Origin of the sequence: Prescottella defluvii, from assembly GCF_000738775.1 — a bacterium.
In the GTDB taxonomy this organism is placed as follows: Bacteria; Actinomycetota; Actinomycetes; order Mycobacteriales; family Mycobacteriaceae; genus Prescottella; species Prescottella defluvii.
This window is the reverse complement of record NZ_JPOC01000035.1, coordinates 17,657-35,742: the sequence shown is the minus strand read 5'-3', so window position 1 is coordinate 35,742 and position 18,086 is coordinate 17,657. Positions and strand designations below refer to the sequence as shown.

17 protein-coding genes are annotated in these 18,086 nt (G+C 67.5%); 8 read left to right on the top strand and 9 right to left on the bottom strand.

Annotation, left to right across the window (positions count from 1 at the left end; genetic code table 11):
• Nucleotides 1-96 precede the first annotated feature (96 nt).
• The 3 genes from IJ15_RS0113765 (at nucleotide 97) to IJ15_RS0113755 (ending at nucleotide 2,062) form a co-directional block, all read left to right on the top strand.
• Entirely contained in the window at nucleotides 97-789 is a 693-nt protein-coding gene (locus tag IJ15_RS0113765; RefSeq protein ID WP_031938924.1) for an MBL fold metallo-hydrolase, read from the top strand.
• Between the two features lie 103 nt (nucleotides 790-892).
• Nucleotides 893-1,735 (top strand): DoxX family protein, encoded by an 843-nt coding sequence (locus tag IJ15_RS0113760; protein ID WP_031938923.1) that lies wholly within the window; start codon nucleotides 893-895, stop codon nucleotides 1,733-1,735.
• 48 nt (nucleotides 1,736-1,783) lie between these two features.
• Entirely contained in the window at nucleotides 1,784-2,062 is a 279-nt protein-coding gene (locus IJ15_RS0113755) for a DUF7218 family protein (RefSeq protein ID WP_031938922.1), read from the top strand.
• Nucleotides 2,063-2,099: 37 nt separating this feature from the next.
• On the opposite strand, the gene IJ15_RS0113750 is transcribed toward IJ15_RS0113755, so the two are convergent.
• Nucleotides 2,100-3,563, bottom strand: coding sequence for an NAD-dependent succinate-semialdehyde dehydrogenase (locus IJ15_RS0113750; protein WP_051918870.1), 1,464 nt, complete (start codon nucleotides 3,561-3,563; stop codon nucleotides 2,100-2,102).
• Between the two features lie 287 nt (nucleotides 3,564-3,850).
• Here IJ15_RS0113750 and IJ15_RS0113745 point away from each other — a divergent pair, with 287 nt between their 5' ends.
• Both IJ15_RS0113745 and IJ15_RS25280 read left to right on the top strand, forming a co-directional pair.
• Complete coding sequence (locus IJ15_RS0113745) at nucleotides 3,851-6,076, top strand: HelD family protein (RefSeq protein ID WP_051918879.1); 2,226 nt, start codon at nucleotides 3,851-3,853, stop codon at nucleotides 6,074-6,076.
• A 119-nt stretch (nucleotides 6,077-6,195) separates the two neighbouring features.
• Nucleotides 6,196-6,624 carry a hypothetical protein gene (locus IJ15_RS25280; protein WP_231569530.1) on the top strand — a complete coding sequence of 143 codons (429 nt, stop codon included), beginning with the start codon at nucleotides 6,196-6,198 and terminating at the stop codon, nucleotides 6,622-6,624.
• 11 nt (nucleotides 6,625-6,635) lie between these two features.
• On the opposite strand, the gene IJ15_RS0113735 is transcribed toward IJ15_RS25280, so the two are convergent.
• The 3 genes from IJ15_RS0113735 to uvrB all read right to left on the bottom strand — a co-directional run bounded on the left by IJ15_RS0113735 (nucleotide 6,636) and on the right by uvrB (nucleotide 10,337).
• A complete protein-coding gene (locus IJ15_RS0113735; protein WP_031938918.1) occupies nucleotides 6,636-7,088 on the bottom strand; it encodes a universal stress protein in 453 nt (150 codons plus the stop codon).
• 198 nt (nucleotides 7,089-7,286) lie between these two features.
• Complete coding sequence (locus tag IJ15_RS0113730; RefSeq protein WP_031938917.1) at nucleotides 7,287-8,159, bottom strand: SCO6745 family protein; 873 nt, start codon at nucleotides 8,157-8,159, stop codon at nucleotides 7,287-7,289.
• A gap of 21 nt (nucleotides 8,160-8,180) precedes the next feature.
• Complete coding sequence (gene uvrB / locus IJ15_RS0113725; RefSeq protein WP_031938916.1) at nucleotides 8,181-10,337, bottom strand: excinuclease ABC subunit UvrB; 2,157 nt, start codon at nucleotides 10,335-10,337, stop codon at nucleotides 8,181-8,183.
• Between the two features lie 199 nt (nucleotides 10,338-10,536).
• Here uvrB and IJ15_RS0113720 point away from each other — a divergent pair, with 199 nt between their 5' ends.
• Nucleotides 10,537-11,043 carry a DUF402 domain-containing protein gene (locus tag IJ15_RS0113720; protein ID WP_031938915.1) on the top strand — a complete coding sequence of 169 codons (507 nt, stop codon included), beginning with the start codon at nucleotides 10,537-10,539 and terminating at the stop codon, nucleotides 11,041-11,043.
• A 13-nt stretch (nucleotides 11,044-11,056) separates the two neighbouring features.
• On the opposite strand, the gene coaE is transcribed toward IJ15_RS0113720, so the two are convergent.
• The gene (coaE, locus tag IJ15_RS0113715) at nucleotides 11,057-12,280 is read right to left on the bottom strand and encodes a dephospho-CoA kinase (protein WP_197059825.1); all 1,224 of its coding nucleotides are present in this window, start codon (nucleotides 12,278-12,280) and stop codon (nucleotides 11,057-11,059) included.
• A 129-nt stretch (nucleotides 12,281-12,409) separates the two neighbouring features.
• Between coaE and IJ15_RS0113710 the strand changes: the two genes are divergently transcribed.
• On the top strand, nucleotides 12,410-12,622 hold the full coding sequence (locus IJ15_RS0113710; RefSeq protein WP_031938913.1) for a hypothetical protein: 213 nt from the start codon (nucleotides 12,410-12,412) through the stop codon (nucleotides 12,620-12,622).
• 157 nt (nucleotides 12,623-12,779) lie between these two features.
• On the opposite strand, the gene rpsA is transcribed toward IJ15_RS0113710, so the two are convergent.
• Nucleotides 12,780-14,252, bottom strand: coding sequence for a 30S ribosomal protein S1 (gene rpsA, locus IJ15_RS0113705; RefSeq protein WP_031938912.1), 1,473 nt, complete (start codon nucleotides 14,250-14,252; stop codon nucleotides 12,780-12,782).
• 285 nt (nucleotides 14,253-14,537) lie between these two features.
• On the opposite strand from rpsA, the gene IJ15_RS0113700 reads away from it, so the two are divergent.
• Complete coding sequence (locus IJ15_RS0113700) at nucleotides 14,538-15,386, top strand: class I SAM-dependent methyltransferase (protein ID WP_031938911.1); 849 nt, start codon at nucleotides 14,538-14,540, stop codon at nucleotides 15,384-15,386.
• 12 nt (nucleotides 15,387-15,398) lie between these two features.
• On the opposite strand, the gene IJ15_RS0113695 is transcribed toward IJ15_RS0113700, so the two are convergent.
• Genes IJ15_RS0113695 through IJ15_RS0113685 form a run of 3 tightly spaced genes read right to left on the bottom strand, consistent with a single transcriptional unit; the run spans nucleotide 15,399 to nucleotide 18,045 of the window.
• Nucleotides 15,399-16,151, bottom strand: a complete 753-nt coding sequence (locus IJ15_RS0113695; RefSeq protein WP_031938910.1) for an amino acid ABC transporter ATP-binding protein — start codon at nucleotides 16,149-16,151, stop codon at nucleotides 15,399-15,401.
• A gap of 8 nt (nucleotides 16,152-16,159) precedes the next feature.
• The gene (locus IJ15_RS0113690; RefSeq protein ID WP_031938909.1) at nucleotides 16,160-17,098 is read right to left on the bottom strand and encodes an amino acid ABC transporter permease; all 939 of its coding nucleotides are present in this window, start codon (nucleotides 17,096-17,098) and stop codon (nucleotides 16,160-16,162) included.
• A 20-nt stretch (nucleotides 17,099-17,118) separates the two neighbouring features.
• A complete protein-coding gene (locus IJ15_RS0113685; RefSeq protein ID WP_031938908.1) occupies nucleotides 17,119-18,045 on the bottom strand; it encodes an ABC transporter substrate-binding protein in 927 nt (308 codons plus the stop codon).
• Between the last annotated feature and the right edge of the window lie 41 nt (nucleotides 18,046-18,086).

Sequence of the window (18,086 nt, the reverse complement as noted above, 5' to 3'; positions counted from 1 at the left end):
TAGGCGCGGGTACCGACAAACTTCCCGACCAGCAGCTTTCCCGGTGATCGGTGGGTACCATCCGCGATGCCTCCCCTCGACGGTAGCCTCCCGATCATGGAGCAGCAGCGCATCACCATCGACGACGACTACACCGGCGACCTCTCCGCGGCCCAGGGTGCCCAGCGTCGCACTGTGCCGGGCGCGACGATCGTGAAGATGTCGGTGGGCCCGATGGACAACAACACGTACCTCGTCACGTGTTCCGAGACCGGAAAGTCGCTGCTCATCGACGCTGCGAACGATGCCGCGCGCATCGCCGCGCTCATTGCGCAGGAGGCGCCGCAGCTCGAGTTGATCGTCACCACGCACCAGCATCACGACCACTGGTTCGCGCTCGCCGAGGTCGCCGCCGCAACCGGTGTCCCCACCGCGGCGCATCCGCTGGATTCCGAGATCCTCTCCGTCACCCCGGCCCGCGCGCTCAACGACGGCGACCTCGTAACCGTGGGTGATCTCACCCTCGAGGTGATCCATCTGGCCGGGCACACCCCCGGCGGGATCACACTCGCCCTCACCGCGAAGCACGACGGCGGTCGCGTCCACCTGTTCACCGGGGACTCGCTCTTCCCCGGCGGTGTCGGCAAGACCCCGGATGCCGAACGGTTCGCGTCACTCATGGACGACGTCGAGTCCAAGCTGTTCGAGCGCTTCCCCGACGACACCGTGTTCTACCCGGGCCACGGCAAGGACTCCACCCTCGGAGCAGAGCGCCCGCATCTGGCCGAGTGGCGCGAGCGCGGTTGGTGAAACGGGACGATCGAGACCGGTCTGCCTCGCATTCGTCTCGTCCCGTGCCGGATCGTCGCCACCTGGATACGGTGGGACGAGAATCCAGGTTGGGAGGCCGTCCATGATCGTTCGCCGAATTGCCCGCCCGTTGCTGTCGACCGTGTTCATCGCCGGTGGGATCGATTCCCTGCGCAGCCCCGCGCCGAAGGCGCAGGCTGCAGCGCCATTCTTCGAGAAGAGCATCGAGACCCTGCCGGGCACCGTCACGGACCGGATCCCGTCCGACCCCGAGACGCTCGTGAAGATCAACGCAGCGGTGCAGATCGGGGCCGGCGCGATGCTGGCGCTCGGTAAGGCGCCGCGCGCATCGTCGCTCGTCCTGGCCGGGACACTGGTCCCGACGACACTCGCGGGCCACGACTTCTGGAATGTCGACGATCCCCAGCAGCGTGCGATGCAGCGCATGCAGTTCTACAAGAACATGACGATGCTCGGTGGGCTCCTGCTCGCGGCCGTCGACACCGAGGGCAAGCCGTCGCTCGGGTGGCGTGGTCGACGGGCGGCCCGCAAGGCCCAGGCCAAGGTCGCCGAGGTCGTCTCCGGCAACGACGAGACCGACCACGCGCTGGCCGTCGTTTCGGATCGCGCCCGCACCGCAGCCGAGCAGGCCGGGGAACGCAGCGGTGAGCTGCTCGATGCCGCCCGGCACCGCGGCGTGGAGCTTGCTCACCTTGCCCGGGAGCGGGGATCCGAACTCACCGAGATCGCGCGGGAGCGCGGCCCCGTCCTCGCCGAGTTGGCCAAGGAGCGCGGCACCGAGTTCGCGCACCTCGCGCGCGAGCGCGGCACCGAGTGGGCTGCCGCTGCCGGCGAACAGGGCGAAGTGCTGAGTCGACGCGCGCGGAAGCAGGCCGAGAAGGCGCTCGCCACCGCGCGGGCGAAGGCCGCCGAACTGCAGGACTGACCTACCGACCCGACTCGGGAGCTCCCACCGCGAAACGAGGTGATCACGTTGCCCGGCAATCGATCGAACGATTCGGACCCGCATCTGAAGGACCAGGAGCTGTACGAAAAGCTCAGGGAAGAAGGCGAACCCAAGGAGAAGGCGGCCCGGATCTCCAACGCGGCCGCCGACGAGGGCCGTTCCGCGGTGGGACGCAAGGGCGGCAAGGCCCAGAACTACGAGGACCGCACCGTCGACGAACTGCGTGACCGCGCCGAGGAACTCGGGATCACCGGGTATTCGTCGATGAACAAGTCCGAACTGATCTCCGCACTGCGCGACCACTGATCGGTCCCCGGTGAACTCGCTCGGCGCGAGGCGCCGATCATCCGGTGGCCGCGGGTGTCTTCGCGCCGCCCGAAGGCACCGCGCGGATCAGCTTGCGGTTGGCGAACTCGAACAATCCCAGGTCACCGAGTTCCCGTCCGAATCCCGAATTCTTCACGCCGCCGAACGGCAGTTCCGGTTCCGTGGACGTCGGATGATTGATCCACACCATTCCACTACGGATGCGATCCGCCACCGCCCGCGCGTGGGCCTCGTCGGAGCCGAAGACGGTGCCACCCAGCCCGTAGCGGGTCCGGTTCGCCAGTTCGACCGCCTCGTCCTCGTCGGCGACTCGGTACACCACCGCGACCGGGCCGAACAGTTCCTCCTCGAAAGCCCGCATGCCCGGTGTGACGTCAGTGAGGATCGTTGCGTCGACGAAGGCTCCCGATCCGTCGGGGCCCCGATGCGCCGGGCGGCCGCCGCCGGCCGCGACGGTGGCGCCCTTGTCGAGGGCGTCGTCCACCTGCTCGAGCAACGTCTGCGCCGCCGATTCGGACGACAAGGGGCCGAGGGTGGTGTCGGGGTCCGACGGATCCCCGACGACCAGGCCTTCGAACCGTTGCGCCAGGCCTGCCACGAAGTCGTCGTAGATGGCCTCGGGAACGATGAACCGCTTCGCAGCAACGCAACTCTGGCCGGTATTGCCGAGTCTTCCTGCCGCGGCAGCGTCAAGTGTTCGATCGAGATCATCGGCGTCGAGGACGATGAACGGGTCGCTCCCACCGAGTTCGAGGACGCACTTCTTGAGATGGCGCCCGGCGATCTCGGCCAGGGAGGCGCCCGCAGCCTCACTCCCGGTGAGGGACACACCCTGCACTGCAGGATTCTCGACAACCCGTTCGATATCCGAGATCCGCAGGTAGATATTGGTGTACACCCCCTCCGGAGCACCTGCGTCGACGAACAACCGATCGAGTTCCGACGCGGTCCGGGCGCATGAGCTGGCGTGTTTGAGAAGGATCACGTTTCCCAGCAGGAGGTTGGGGGCCGCGAACCGTGCGACCTGATAGAGCGGGAAGTTCCACGGTTCGACCCCGAGCAGTACGCCGATCGGCTCGTTGACCAGATCCGCCGAGCCTTCCTCGACATCGATACGTTGCGGGCGCAGATACTGCGGCCCCCGCTTGGAGTAGTAGTCGAGAATGGCGGCCGCGATGTCCACCTCCGCACGACTCTCCCCGATGAGCTTCCCCATCTCACGGGTGACCAGAGTGGCGAGTTCCTCCTTGCGTTCGCGCATCAGTTCCGCCGCGCGGGCGAGCACTCCCGCCCGCTGCTCCACCGGCACTTCACGCCACGCCTCGAACGCGTCCGATGCACGGTCGACAATGGCATCGAGTTGCTCGCCTACGAGGTAGGGATACTCGGCGATCGGCCGACCCGTGTACGGATCGACGGTATGGAACGGGGTGGCGTCGGGACCCGACGCACTGGTCGGCTGCATATTCGTGGACGTCATCGAGACTCCTTCCTTGTGGCCGGCACCTACCGACTACCCGGATCGGCTGCACGCTAACCCCGGGGTGCCGGTGTGCGGACGTTCTCGACCGGATCGAGGCAGCCCTCTCAGGACCGGGACGGGAAACACCGTTCTCATCTGACCGGTTCGACCACGGATTCTGCGGCGGACGAGCGGGCGCACTAGACTACTTGGGCGCTTTTCTGCTGTTCCCGAACCTAGGAGACCTCTTGTCGGACGAGGCCCGTGTGCACCCCGAACTCGAACACGAGCAGGGGTACGTGACGATGCTGTACGAGCGTCTCGACGGTCTCCGCGAGTACGCGTCGAACCGTCTCGCGCGTGTTCTCCTCGAGACCGGGGGGACGCCCCAGGCCCGCAGCGAACGCGAGTCGTTCACCCAGATGTACGCCGAGGACATCGCCCGCTACGACGCCGCCGAGAACGGTCTGTGCTTCGGTCGCATCGACGGCGCCGACGAGCCGCGCTATGTGGGCCGGGTCGGCATTCTCGACGAGGCCGACGACTACGAGACCCTGCTGCTCGATTGGCGAGCTCCGCTGGCGCGGCCGTTCTATCTGGCGACCCCGGCGGCACCCGAGGGTGTGACCCGCCGACGGCACATCCGCAGCCGCAGCCGGACCGTCACGTCCATCAGCGACGAGTACCTCGACCTCGCCGCTGCCGAAGCGAACGGCGGCGGTGCCGGCGCGGGGGGTGTCGCCGGAGAGAGCGCCTTGCTGTCCGCGCTCAACGCCGCGCGGACCGGGCAGATGCACGACATCGTCGAGACCATCCAGAGCGAGCAGGACGCCATCATCCGGTCCACCCACAAGAGCGTGCTCGTGGTTCAGGGCGGCCCCGGTACCGGCAAGACCGCGGTGGCTCTGCACCGTGCCGCGTACCTGCTCTACACCTACCGGAAGCAGCTCGAGAAGGCCGGTGTCCTGATCATCGGACCCAATGCCACGTTCCTCGACTACATCAGCCAGGTGCTGCCGTCACTCGGCGAGACCGGCGTGCTGCTCTCCACGATCGGCGACCTGTACCCCGGCGTCCGGGCCACCCGGGAGGATTCGCTCGACGCGGGCGCACTCAAGGGCTCACTCGCGATGATCGACGTGCTGAAGAAGGCGGTCCGCGACCGTCAGGAAGTTCCGAAGACTCCGATCGAACTGCGCTTCGACACCTACCCGATCAGGCTGGATCGCAAGATCGTCACCCGGGCCCGCGGGCGGGCCCGGTCGTCGCGGCGCCCGCACAACCTGGCACGGCCGATCTTCGTGTCCGCGGCCATCGAGGCCCTGGCCGATCAGCTCGCCGCCACGATCGGCGCCAACATCGTCGACGGCGGCAACCTGCTCAGCCGTGACGACATCGCGGACATGCGTGACGAGATGCGTGAGGACCCGTCGATCATGGCGGCGCTCGACGGCCTGTGGCCGGACCTGACGCCGCAGCAGGTGCTGACGGATCTGCTCCGTTCCCCCGAGCGGTTGGCCTCGGCGACACCCGAGTTCACCGACGACGAGCGGGCCGCTCTCCTCCGCACCCGCGGCATCGGATTCAGTACCGCGGACGCTCCGCTGCTCGACGAGCTCGCCGAACTGCTCGGAATCGACGACGCAGCAGAACGCGAACGTGCGCAACGGCGCTGGCGGGCACAGATCGCCGATGCGCAGGGCGCGTTGGACATCCTCACCGGATCCGCGCCGCAGGATCTCGAGGACGACCTCGACCCCGAGATCCTCATGGCCTACGACCTCATCGACGCCGGCCAGCTCGCGGAACGCCAGGATCTCGGGCACCACCAGACCACGGCTGAGCGTGCCGCCGCCGACCGGACCTGGACGTACGGGCACGTCATCGTCGACGAGGCGCAGGAGCTGTCGGAGATGGCGTGGCGAATGCTGATGCGCCGCATCCCGAATCGGTGGATGACGCTCGTCGGGGACACCGCGCAGACCGGCGACCCTGCGGGCAGTTCCTCGTGGCAGGACGTCCTCGGCCCCTACGTGGCCCAGCGCTGGAAGCTGACCGAACTGACGGTCAACTACCGCACGCCCGCCGAGATCATGGAGCTGGCCCACCGGGTCCTCGAGGAGATCGATCCCCAGCAGACGGTGCCACGGTCGGTGCGCGAATCGGGATTCGCCCCGTGGGCCGAACGCGTCGACGAATCCGATCTCGGCGAGGCCGTGCGGCGCCGCGTCGCCGCGGTGACGGGGCCGGGCCTGACGGCGGTGCTCGCCGGGCACCAACTGGTCGACGAGCTCGCCGATCTGCGATCGGACTCGGTCAGTGTCCTCACCGTCAAGGATGCGAAGGGCCTCGAGTTCGACAACGTCCTGATCGTCGAGCCCCAGGATCTGTTGGACGAATCGCCGCGTGGTCTCAACGACCTCTATGTCGCGTTGACTCGCGCGACGCAGCGGCTCGGAATCGTGCACGCGCGTCCGCTGCCGGCAGTCCTCGGCGCCCTCGACGCGTCCGTCGTCGTTTCCGGAAGCTGATCGCCGAACCCGCCCTCACCGGCGGAACCGAAGCGGTACGGTGCCAGGGGCGCCGGGCTGATCCACGTCGACCAGGCGATGGCAGCTCCCATCAGACAGCACAGAGGACGGGAAGAATCGTGTCCACTCCGATGACGCATCGACGCGGTCCGGGTGCAGTGGCGGTGGGGATGATCGGCGTCCTCGGGATGGTCGCCTCGGTCACCGGATGCGGCACCCCCGCGGCCTCCGACGACACGGCCGTGCTGGAAACCGTCACGACCGCACCGTCGTCGGAGCCTGAGACAGCGGTCGGCTCGGACGCCCGCACCGTCCGCTACGCGCGCGCGGTACTCGTCGGCGGATTTCCGGCGGTGGTCCCGGATCCGACTCTGTTCGCCCTCGGTACGGGGGTGTGCCAGCAGTTGGGCGCCGGCACACCCGACGAGGTGATCCTCGAGCAGCTCCGCCCGGTGAGCGCCTACGCCGCGAGCCAGTCCGGGGGTGCGTTGACCGGTGCGAGCGCCGCCCAACTGCTCTTGAGCGCCGCTCGCACCGACTTCTGCTGAAACGCCGCCGATCAGCGCACGGTGTGCACGATCAGGACGTCCGATGTCGATTTGCGGGCCGCATCGGACGGCACCGATCCGAGCAGTCGACCCGTGATCGTGTTGAGTCCGCGGTTGCCGACCACCAGCAGGTCCGCCTCGACCTCGTCGACCAGCGCGAGCAACGAGTCGACCGGGGCCCCCACGACGGCACGTTCGACGATCTTCTTCGCGCCGGCCGCGGTGGCACGCTCGCGCGCCGTTCGCAGGATCTCGTAGGTGGGTGCGGATCCGGTCACCTGGTAGGCGTCCTCACGCAACGTGTCCTGCGCCGCCTCGGTGTCCTTGGGATCGGCCGGGTAGTACGCGCACGCGATCACCAACTCCGCATCGGCGGCGCCTGCGAGAGCCGCAGCCTTGTCGACAGCACGAAACGACGAATCCGATCCATCGGTTCCGACGACGACGGTCCGGTAGGCGGTCATTCATTCCTCCATGTGTGCAGTTGATCGAGGACGGTGACTGCAGTGCCCTGTTCGACCGAGATCACCCTTCGCTGCGCTGACATTAGCCGTACCGGCGCAGAACCAAGCGGAATTACGGCACAACATGCGTCCCCCGGTGGACGATCCACCCCTGGAACTCATTTCACCACGGGCGGCGGCGTGCGCGGGTGTCCCCCGTCAGCGCGGCTCGCCGTACCGCGGACCGAACAGTGAGTCCGGGAAGAGCCTGGACTCCCGAACGGTGCGACTCCAGGGCGCCGCAAGCTCCGCCAACCGTGCAGTGCCGTCCTCGCCGAGGTGCGTCCACGGCGCCGACGCCAGCTCGTCGGTGAGATCCTCGATCACCTCACGCAGTTCGCGCCCGTCCCCGGTCAGTCCGCCGCGCTCGTCGAGCAGTTCTCGATCGCGTAGGCCCGCCGCAGCACCGTCCCACTGGCCTTGCGACCATCCGCGCCGGCTCTGCGCGAACTTCTTCTGGAAGCCGATACCGGTGGCGGTGTGCGTGATCAGCGCCTCGAGGCCTCCCAGTCCGGCGGTCTGCAGCGCCGCGACGTGGCCGTCGCCGCGGTACTCACGAAGCAGCGTCAGGGCGTGCCACAGGACGAGATGAGGTGTGTCGGGCCACTCGAGTGCCGCGTAGCCCGCGTACAGGGGACGACCGTCGACGCCCGGAATTCCCTGTGCCGCAATGGCCGCCAGCTGGGCCACCTCGGACATCTCCTGCGACGCCGTGACGGCCTCTCCGAAGATCCTCCGGTACGCGGCGTCGACACCGCGGTACCGCGCGCGGACGATCTCGTCCGGGTCAGCGAGCGTCCATGCCCGCGGGACGACGTCACCGACGAGGTCCGGGTTGAAGTTGTAGAAGGTCGCAGCGACGACTCCGGCGCCGACGGCGCCCATCGGCGCAGCCCGACCCGCGAAGTAGGTCATTCGGCCGGATTCGAGTCCGGCCCCGACGAGTTCCTGCTCCACCTCGGGCGCGAAGTAGGCGAGCGAGTGCAGCAGTTCGAGCGACCGAGCCGTGCGTCCGGCGACATGTGGGTCCATGACCGAGAACGTTAGCGGGCGTTACTTCAGTCCCGCCGCGTCCATCCCCCGCAGTTCCTTCTTGAGGTCCGCGATCTCGTCGCGCAGACGGCCCGCGAGCTCGAACTGCAGGTCTCGCGCCGCGTTCATCATCTGATCCGTCAGCTCCTTGACCAGGTCCGCCAGCTCCGCACGAGGCATCGACTTGACGTCCCGCCCCTCGTACACCCCGGCACTGACCGCCCGGCCCGCCTCACCCTGAGCACGCCGACCACGGCTGGCGTTTCGCCCGGAACCGCCGATCTCGACCTCCGTGTCCTCGGCCTCCTCATAGACCTTGTCGAGGATGTCCGCGATCTTCTTGCGGAGCGGCTGCGGATCGACCCCCTTCTCGAGGTTGTAGGCGATCTGCTTCTCTCGGCGGCGCTCGGTCTCCTCGATGGCACGCTGCATCGAATCGGTGATCTTGTCCGCGTACATGTGCACTTCGCCGGACACGTTGCGCGCGGCGCGACCGATGGTCTGGATGAGGCTCGTGGTGCTGCGCAGAAACCCCTCCTTGTCGGCGTCGAGGATCGCGACGAGCGAGACCTCGGGCAGGTCGAGACCCTCACGCAGAAGGTTGATACCGATCAGAACGTCGTACTCGCCGAGGCGTAGTTGCCGCAACAACTCGACACGCCGCAGCGTGTCGATGTCGGAGTGCAGATACCGCACCCGGATGCCGAGCTCGAGGAGGTAGTCCGTCAGATCCTCGGCCATCTTCTTCGTCAGGGTCGTGACCAGAACCCGCTCGTCCTTGTCGGTCCGCTCCCGAATCTCGTGGATGAGGTCGTCGATCTGCCCCTTCGTCGGTTTCACGACCACCTCGGGATCCACGAGACCGGTGGGCCGGATCACCTGCTCGACGAACTCACCGCCCGCGCGCCCCAACTCGTACGCGCCGGGAGTGGCCGACAGGTACACCGTCTGGCCGATCCGATCGGCGAACTCCTCCCAGGTGAGAGGCCGGTTGTCGACGGCGGACGGGAGACGGAAACCGAACTCGACCAGGTTCCGCTTACGGGACATGTCGCCCTCGTACATGGCGCCGATCTGCGGCACCGTCACGTGCGACTCGTCGATGACGAGCAGGAAGTCCTCCGGGAAGTAGTCGATCAGCGTGGCCGGCGCCGAGCCCGCCGGCCGATTGTCGATGTGCCGCGAGTAGTTCTCGATACCGGAGCAGAACCCGACCTGTTTGATCATCTCCAGGTCGTACTGGGTCCGCATCCGCAATCGCTGGGCCTCGAGCAACTTCCCGCGGCTCTCCAGGTCGGCGAGCCGCTCCTCCAGCTCCGCCTCGATGCTCTGGACGGCGTGCTCCATCCGCTCGGGCCCCGCGACATAGTGCGTTGCCGGGAAGATGCGCACGGTATCGACCTGTCGCACAACGTCACCGGTCAGCGGGTGCAGGTAGTAGAGCGCCTCCACCTCGTCGCCGAAGAATTCGATCCGCACCGCCAGTTCCTCGTAGGACGGGATGATCTCGACGGTGTCGCCCCGCACCCGGAACGATCCGCGAGTGAACGCCATGTCGTTGCGGTTGTACTGCACGTCGACCAGCAACCGCAGCAGCGCATCGCGGTCCACCTCGACGCCCACCTCGAGTTCGATCGACCGATCGAGGTACGACTGCGGGGTGCCGAGGCCGTAGATGCACGACACCGACGCCACCACCACGACGTCGCGCCGGGACAGCAGGCTGGACGTAGCGGAGTGCCGTAGCCGCTCCACGTCGTCGTTGATCGACGAGTCCTTCTCGATGTAGGTGTCCGTCTGCGCGATGTACGCCTCGGGCTGGTAGTAGTCGTAGTACGAGACGAAGTATTCGACGGCGTTGTTGGGCAGCATTTCCCGCAACTCGTTGGCAAGCTGCGCCGCGAGCGTCTTGTTGGGCGCCATCAGCAGAGTGGGTCGCTGCAGCTTCTCGATCAACCACGCCGTGGTGGCCGACTTGCCGGTGCCCGTCGCACCGAGCAGCACCACATCCTTCTCCCCCGCGCGCAACCGGCGCTCGAGCTCCGCGATCGCCTCCGGCTGGTCACCGGCAGGCTCGTACTCGCTGACGACCTCGAAGCGCGCGTCGGATCGTTCGATCTCGCTGACCGGGCGAAACTCTGAGTGCGCGACCACGGGGTGCTCGGATGCAAACGCCATGCGTCCAGGGTATGCGCAGCTTCCGACAAGTTCTGATAACGCCTCGGCGCTCCCCGTCCATCGCCCCTGACGAAGCATGGGAATCCCTGTAATTTCTTGCGGTATGGAGAACGTCGAACAGCGCACGACCCGAGCCACCCAGGCCAACCCGGCCACCACCGTCGCACCCCCGGGTCCCGTGTTCGTTCCCGCGCTCGACATGGTGCCCGCGCACCGTCCGAAGATCGAGCACTTCAACATCACCGAGCGCACCAACACCGACCCCAAGGGATTCGTCCGGCCCGTCGAACACTATCGCCGCGAGCCCTGGGGGCTCTACATGGCGCGGACGGCCGATCACCCCGCATTCCATTACCTGGAGTCGTGGCTGATCCCGGATCTGGGGATCAGGGCGTCGATCTTCCACTTCCACCCGTATCACGAGCGGGATCAGGACCGGTACATCGACATCGGCGACTTCACCGCGGGCCCGGACGTGTGGACGTCGGAGGACCACTACCTCGACCTCGTGGTGCGGACAGGCAAGGAAACCGAACTCCTCGACGTCGACGAACTGATCTCGGCGACTGCACACGGGCTGATCTCGCCCGCGACGGCCGACCGGGCCGTCCAGACGGCCATGCGTGCGGTGGACGGGATCGCCGCCCACGGGCACGACACCGACGCTTGGCTCGCGTCGAGAGGGATGCCGGTCAGCTGGCGGTGATACGCGGCTGTCGTCAGCCGGCCGCGGTCCACCCGGTGCGCTCGGCCCACGCCCACGCCCGCTGGTAGCCCTGGTCGAACCACGGCGCCATCGCCTCCGAGTACGCCGTCTCGGCGGCGCCCTCGTGAGTGTTCTCTGCGGCCGTCGCCGCCGCCAGCTTCTTCACCTCGACGAACTCCGCACGCGCCTGGGGGTCGGCCCGCAACCAGTCCCGGAGCAACAGGGCGAACTGCTGACCGGGCCACCCGTCGACCCGGATGTCGATCCGGACGGGGCGGCCCGGGTCGGCGCCGCCATGGGTTCGCTTGTCCCACAGCGCCGGATCCGCCTCCCCACCGACGCCGTACGCGGGCTTGGGCTCGTCGCGCGTGACATCGGTGACCCGGGGGAAGCCCGCTGCCTCCAGGGGCTCGGCGAGGGCCTCTGCCGTCGCGAGATCCGGGACCGTGATCTGCAGGTCCATCAGATCCCGCGCGTCGAGCCCCTCGACCGCGGTGGAGCCGACATGGTCGACGCGGACAGCTCGATCGCCGCACACGAGTTGCAGGCGCGCCACCAGGCGCTGCCCCTGCGCGGACCATGCGGGGTCCGACGGACGTAGTACCGCGGGGACCGACACCACCGTCCGTGTGCGCACGTTCCGCTCGAACGGCACCAGCCGGTCCTCGAACAGGGCGCGGGCCTGAGCCTCGATCAGCTCCGGGGCACCGGTGTTGTCGAGCCAGACATCGGCGGCCGCGCGACGTTGGTCGTCCGACGCCTGCGCCGCGATCCGTGCCCGCGCATCAGCCTCGGGCATCCCCCGGAGTTCGACGAGTCGCCGAACGCGCTCGCCCTCGTCGACGTACACGACGACGACGAGGTTGAACGCCGGCCCCATCCGTCCCTCGACGAGCAGCGGGATGTCCTGCACGACAATGCCGTCGGAGGCTGCGCCGTCCACGAGTTCCGCAGTGCGGGCACCGATCCGGGGGTGCAGGATCGAATTCAGGAGCAGCCGCGATTCCTCGCTGCCGAACGCCCGTTCGGCCAAGGCCGGGCGGTCGAGCGAACCGTCGGGATGCAGGATGCCGTCACCGAAGGCCTCCACGAGCGCCGCGAGTCCCGGGGTTCCGGGCTCGACGACCTCACGCGCGATCAGGTCCGCGTCGACGATCACCGCGCCCAGCGACGCGAGGACCTTCGACACGGTCGATTTGCCGGCTCCGATGCCTCCGGTGAGGCCCACTCTCAACACGCCGACCAGTGTCGCACTAAACACGCCGAAGATCATCAAGCGACCAAATGTCGCCGTTCCACGACCTGGTCGGATAGCCTTCCGTAAGCCGTCCGACCAGCCGATCCGCGACCCGAGTAGGAGACGCTCATGAGCAGCAATCCCACCCGCCCCGGTCGGCACCGTCTCGGCATGGACAACGGCATCCACGCCATCCTCATCCCCGAGGTGGCCACGGCACTCGCGGAACACCGCCGCAACTGGTTCACCAGTGTGCTCACGCCCGCCCGCCACAGCTTCGCATCGATCCGGAAGCGCACGGCGACCATGCCGACCCGATGGGTGCCGGCCGCGGCGAACTGACCGCCCGCGTACGACGCACACAGTGGCCCCGCTCCCGCAAGGGAACGGGGCCACCGTCGTATCTACGAGAAGTGCGGAACATACAGAAGACCCCGACCCTGTGTACCAGGGCCGGGGTCTTCCGGTTGCTCAGGCCTGAGTGATCAGGCCGCTGCTATCAAGCGTTGCCCGACAGCTTCTCGCGCAGAGCGGCGAGCTGTGCATCGCTGGCCAGCGAGCCACCAGCGGACTCGGTGGACACAGCCGCACCCTCGTCGGCACCCGACTCGGAGGAGTAGTTGGTGCCGGCAGCGCCGGCAGCAGCCTCGGCAGCCTCGTCGGCGGCCATCTTCTCCATCTGAGCGGTGTGCATCTTGTGGCGACGCTCAGCCTCGGCGTAGCGGGACTCCCACTCCTCACGCTGCTTGTCGAAGCCCTCGAGCCATTCGTTGGTCTCGGGATCGAAGCCCTCGGGGAAGATGTAGTTGCCCTGCTCGTCGTACGAGTCGGCCATGCCGTACTTGGACGGATCGAACTCGGCGTTGTAGTCCTCGTTCGCCTGCTTCAGCGACAGCGAGATACGACGACGCTCCAGGTCGATGTCGATGACCTTCACGAGTGCATCGTCGCCGACGCCGACAACCTGGTCCGGAACCTCCACGTGGCGCTCGGCCAGCTCGGAGATGTGGACGAGGCCTTCGATTCCCTCTTCGACGCGCACGAACGCACCGAACGGAACCAGCTTGGTGACCTTGCCGGGCACGATCTGGCCGATGGCGTGGGTGCGGGCGAACTGACGCCACGGATCTTCCTGGGTCGCCTTCAGCGACAGGGAGACGCGCTCGCGGTCCAGGTCGACGTCGAGAACCTCGACGGTGACCTCGTTGCCGACCTCGACAACCTCGGACGGGTGGTCGATGTGCTTCCAGGACAGCTCGGAGACGTGAACCAGGCCGTCGACGCCACCCAGGTCCACGAAGGCACCGAAGTTGACGATGGAGGACACGACGCCCTTGCGGACCTGGCCCTTCTGCAGCTGGTGCAGGAACTCGCTGCGGACCTCGGACTGGGTCTGCTCGAGCCATGCACGACGCGACAGGACCACGTTGTTGCGGTTCTTGTCGAGCTCGATGATCTTGGCCTCGATCTCCTTGCCGACGTACGGCTGGAGGTCGCGGACACGACGCATCTCGACGAGCGACGCGGGCAGGAAGCCACGGAGACCGATGTCGAGGATGAGGCCACCCTTGACGACCTCGATGACGGTGCCCTTGACGGCCTCGTCCTTCTCCTTGAGCTCCTCGATGGTGCCCCAGGCACGCTCGTACTGAGCGCGCTTCTTCGACAGGATCAGTCGACCTTCCTTGTCCTCCTTGGTGAGGACCAGGGCTTCGACCTCATCGCCCACGGAGACGACCTCATTGGGGTCGACGTCGTGCTTGATGGAGAGCTCGCGGGAAGGGATGACACCTTCGGTCTTGTAACCGATGTCGAGCAGGACCTCGTCGCGGTCGACCTTGACGATGGTGCCTTCGACGATGTCACCATCATTGAAGTACTTGATCGTTGCGTCGATGGCGGCGAGGAAGTCCTCGGCGGAGCCGATGTCGTTGACGGCTACCTGCGGCGAGGTCACGGTGTTGGAGGGCATGTGTTGAGTTGCTCCGGACGGGTTGATAGTCGGTTGATGGTGTTCTGTCAGACAGGTGGACCGGCATGCCGTAGATCCCGGCCGAGCGCCGAAATCGACCCGACTTCCAGTCCCCCACGAGGCTTCTGCGTAATCCACCGGTCAATCTGCAACCGGTAGGGCGTACACCGAAGACACTCGCGAGCAACAGGGTACGCGACCTCGAGCTAGCTGGGCAAACCCTCAGGACGCCCGGTCGATTCACCTGGCGGTTCGACGCGCCCGGGCGGTCTCTACGCTTGACCCATGTCCGACGATCGCCATGCCGCCGCCATCTCCACTCTCGGTACCAGCGGGGTGACCCGCTCCCGGATAGGCACGGAGGACAGCGAACGCGCGAGCCGCGCGTGGTGGGATGCCGACGCCGACGACTACCACCGCACCCACGGCGAGTTCCTCGGTGTCGATTCCACGGCCGGCGAGTTCGTGTGGTGCCCGGAGGGGCTGCACGAGGGCGACGTGCAGTTGCTGGGCGACGTGGCCGGCAAGCGCATCCTCGAGGTCGGCTGCGGGTCGGCTCCGTGCTCGCGCTGGCTCGCCGGGCAGGGAGCGGATGTCGTCGGGCTCGACATCTCCATGGGCATGCTCGCGCGCGGCCTCGCGGCGATGGATCAGAGCGGCCGGTCGGTTCCGCTGGTCCAGGCCGGCGCCGAGTCCCTGCCGTTCCGTGACGCGAGCTTCGACCTCGCGTGTTCGGCTTTCGGGGCGGTTCCGTTCGTCGCGGATTCGGCGCGGGTGATGGCCGAGGTGGCCCGGGTGCTGCGGCCGGGCGGGCTCTGGGTGTTCGCGGTGAACCATCCGATCCGGTGGATCTTCCCGGACGATCCGGGCCCGCAGGGGCTGACCGCGACGCTGCCCTACTTCGACCGCACGCCGTACGTCGAGGTCGACTCCGACGGTGTCCCGACGTACGTCGAGCATCACCGGACGATCGGCGACCGGGTCCGCGAGGCCGTCGCGGCCGGGCTCGAGGTCCGTGACATCGTCGAACCCGAGTGGCCCGAGTGGCTCGACCGCGAGTGGGGCCAGTGGAGTCCCCTGCGCGGGCAGTTGTTCCCCGGCACGGCCATCTTCGTCACCCGCAAGCCGAACTGACGCGCCCGCCGCTCACAGCAGCTTCGACAGGAACGCCTTGGTCCGTTCCTGCTGCGGGTCGGTCAGCAACTGCCCCGGCTCGCCCGATTCGACGACCACGCCGCCGTCCATGAACACCAGCTGGTCGGCGACCTCGCGGGCGAACCCCATCTCGTGGGTGACGACGACCATCGTCATGCCGTCCTTCGCGAGTTGCTTCATCACACCGAGCACCTCACCGACCAGTTCCGGGTCGAGGGCGGACGTGGGCTCGTCGAAGAGCATGAGTTTGGGGTCCATCGCGAGCGCCCGCGCGATGGCGACGCGCTGCTGCTGGCCTCCCGACAGCTGCGCCGGGTAGGCGTCCGCCTTCGCGGAGAGCCCCACCTGGTCGAGCAGGTCGCGGGCCCTCTGGACCGCCTTGGCGCGGGGCACCTTCTTCACCTGCATGGGTGCCTCGATGATGTTCTCGAGGGCGGTGCGGTGCGGGAACAGGTTGAAGTGCTGGAACACCATGCCGATGTCGCGGCGCTGACGGGCGGCCGCCCGCGGGCTCAGTTCGTGCAGCTTGCCGCCGCGTTCGGCGTAGCCGACGAGTTCACCGTCGACGTACAGCCGGCCCGCGTCGACGCGTTCGAGGTGGTTGATGCAGCGCAGGAACGTCGACTTTCCGGAGCCGGACGGGCCGATCAGGCACAGCACCTGGCCCGCCTCGATCTCGAGGGAGATCCCCCGCAGCACCTGCAACGCGCCGTAGTTCTTGCACACACGCTCGGCGCGGACCATCGGTGTCGTCACGCCGCGCCCCCCTCGTCCTGCCGCTGTGCCTTCGCGAGGGCCTGCAACTGTCCGGCGGTGAGGGTGCGTGAGGCACCCTTCGAGTAGTGCCGCTCGATGTAGTACTGACCGATCATCAGGATGCTGGTGATCGCCAGGTACCAGGTGGACGCGACCAGCAGGAGCGGCACCGGGTAGAAGTTGGCGCCGGAGATGTCCCGGGCCCGGCCGTACAGTTCGCCGCTGTACGGCACCGCCGAAACCAGCGACGTGGTCTTGAGCATGCTGATCAGCTCGTTGCCCGTCGGTGGAATGATCACCCGCATCGCCTGCGGCAGCACGGTACGGCGCATGGTCTGCGCCCACGACATCCCGAGCGCGGTCGAGGCCTCGATCTGGCCTTCGCTCACCGAGCCGACGCCGGCGCGGACGATCTCGGCCATGTACGCGGCCTCGTTGAGGGCCAGGCCGATCACCGCGAACATGAAGGCGGCCTCGAGCGTCTTGATGTCGAGGTGCACGAACTGGGGTCCGAACGGGATGCCCAGGTCGATCGTCTGGTAGATGACCGGGAACAATCCCCACAGCACCAGCTGGACATAGACGGGTGTTCCGCGGAACACCCACAGGTAGACCCAGGCCGCGGACCGCAGGACGGGGTTGGGCGACAGGCGCATGACGGCGAGCAGCACGCCGAGCACGATCGCGATCGCCATCGCCAGCACCGTGAGCTGGATCGTCTTCACGGCGGCCTCGGTGATCCTCGTGTCGAAGAGGTACTGGCCGTACACCTCCCAGTGGAAGGACTCGTTGGTGGCGGCCCCGTAGACGAACAACCCGAACAGCCCCACCACGACCACCGCCGCGATCCACCGGCCGGGGTGCCGCAACGGGACCGCCTGGATCGGCTCCGGCTCGGCCGCCGTGTCCGGCGGCCGACTCTCGTTGGCTGGCATGCCTGTTCCCTCTCCCGTGCTCACTGGGTTGCGCCGTTGATGACCGAGGTGTCGATGATTCCCGCTTCGACGCCCCACGCTTCGGCGATCGCGCGGTACTGGCCACCGTCGATGAGGTACTGCAGGGCCTGCTGCAGGGTCGGCCCGAGGGGTGAGCCCTTCGCGATCACCCACCCGTAGGGGCTCGCGTCGTACACGCCGCCGGCCTCCTCGAGACGCCCGTTGCTGCGCTTGATCGCGTACGCGGTGACCGGCGAATCGGCCGACAGCGCGTCGACGCGGCCGAGGATCAGCGCATTCGCGACATCGTCCTGGCTGTCGTACTTGACCTTCCGGATCGGCGGTTTGCCGGCGGCTTCGCAGGCCGCGCTCTTGGCCGGAACCTCGTCGATGTCCTCGATGGTGGTCGTCTGCACACCGACCCGTAGTCCGCAGGCGTTGTCCGGATCGACGTCGTCCCCCGTCCGTTGCGCCCACTGCACGCCGGCGCTGTAGTAGGTGACGAAGTCCACCGATTTCTCGCGTTCGAGGGTGTCGGTGAACGACGACATGCCGACGTCCAGATTTCCCGCCTGCACGGCGGGAATGATCTTGTCGAAGTCGGTCTGCTTGACGTCGAGGGTGAGGCCGAGGACTGCGGCCACAGCCGTCAGGAGGTCGACGTCGAATCCGACGATCTCTCCGTCCTCGTCCTTGAACTCGTTGGGCGCGTAGGGCGGATTGGTACCGACCCGGAGGTGCCCGGATTCGGCGATCGCGGGAGGCAGTTGGTCGGCGATCGAGTCGACGCGGTGGACGTCGAGCGGCGGCAACTCGGGAACGAGTCCCTCGTTGTTCGTGACGCATCCGGTCGCCGTCATCGCGACCGACACCAGCAACGCAGCGACGACCGTCCGGACCGACCGTGTTCGCCGACCGCCGGTGGCTGCGGCCACTCGTCCGAACATCGGTCACTCCTCCCATTTCCGGCGGTTTGGACCCCGAAACC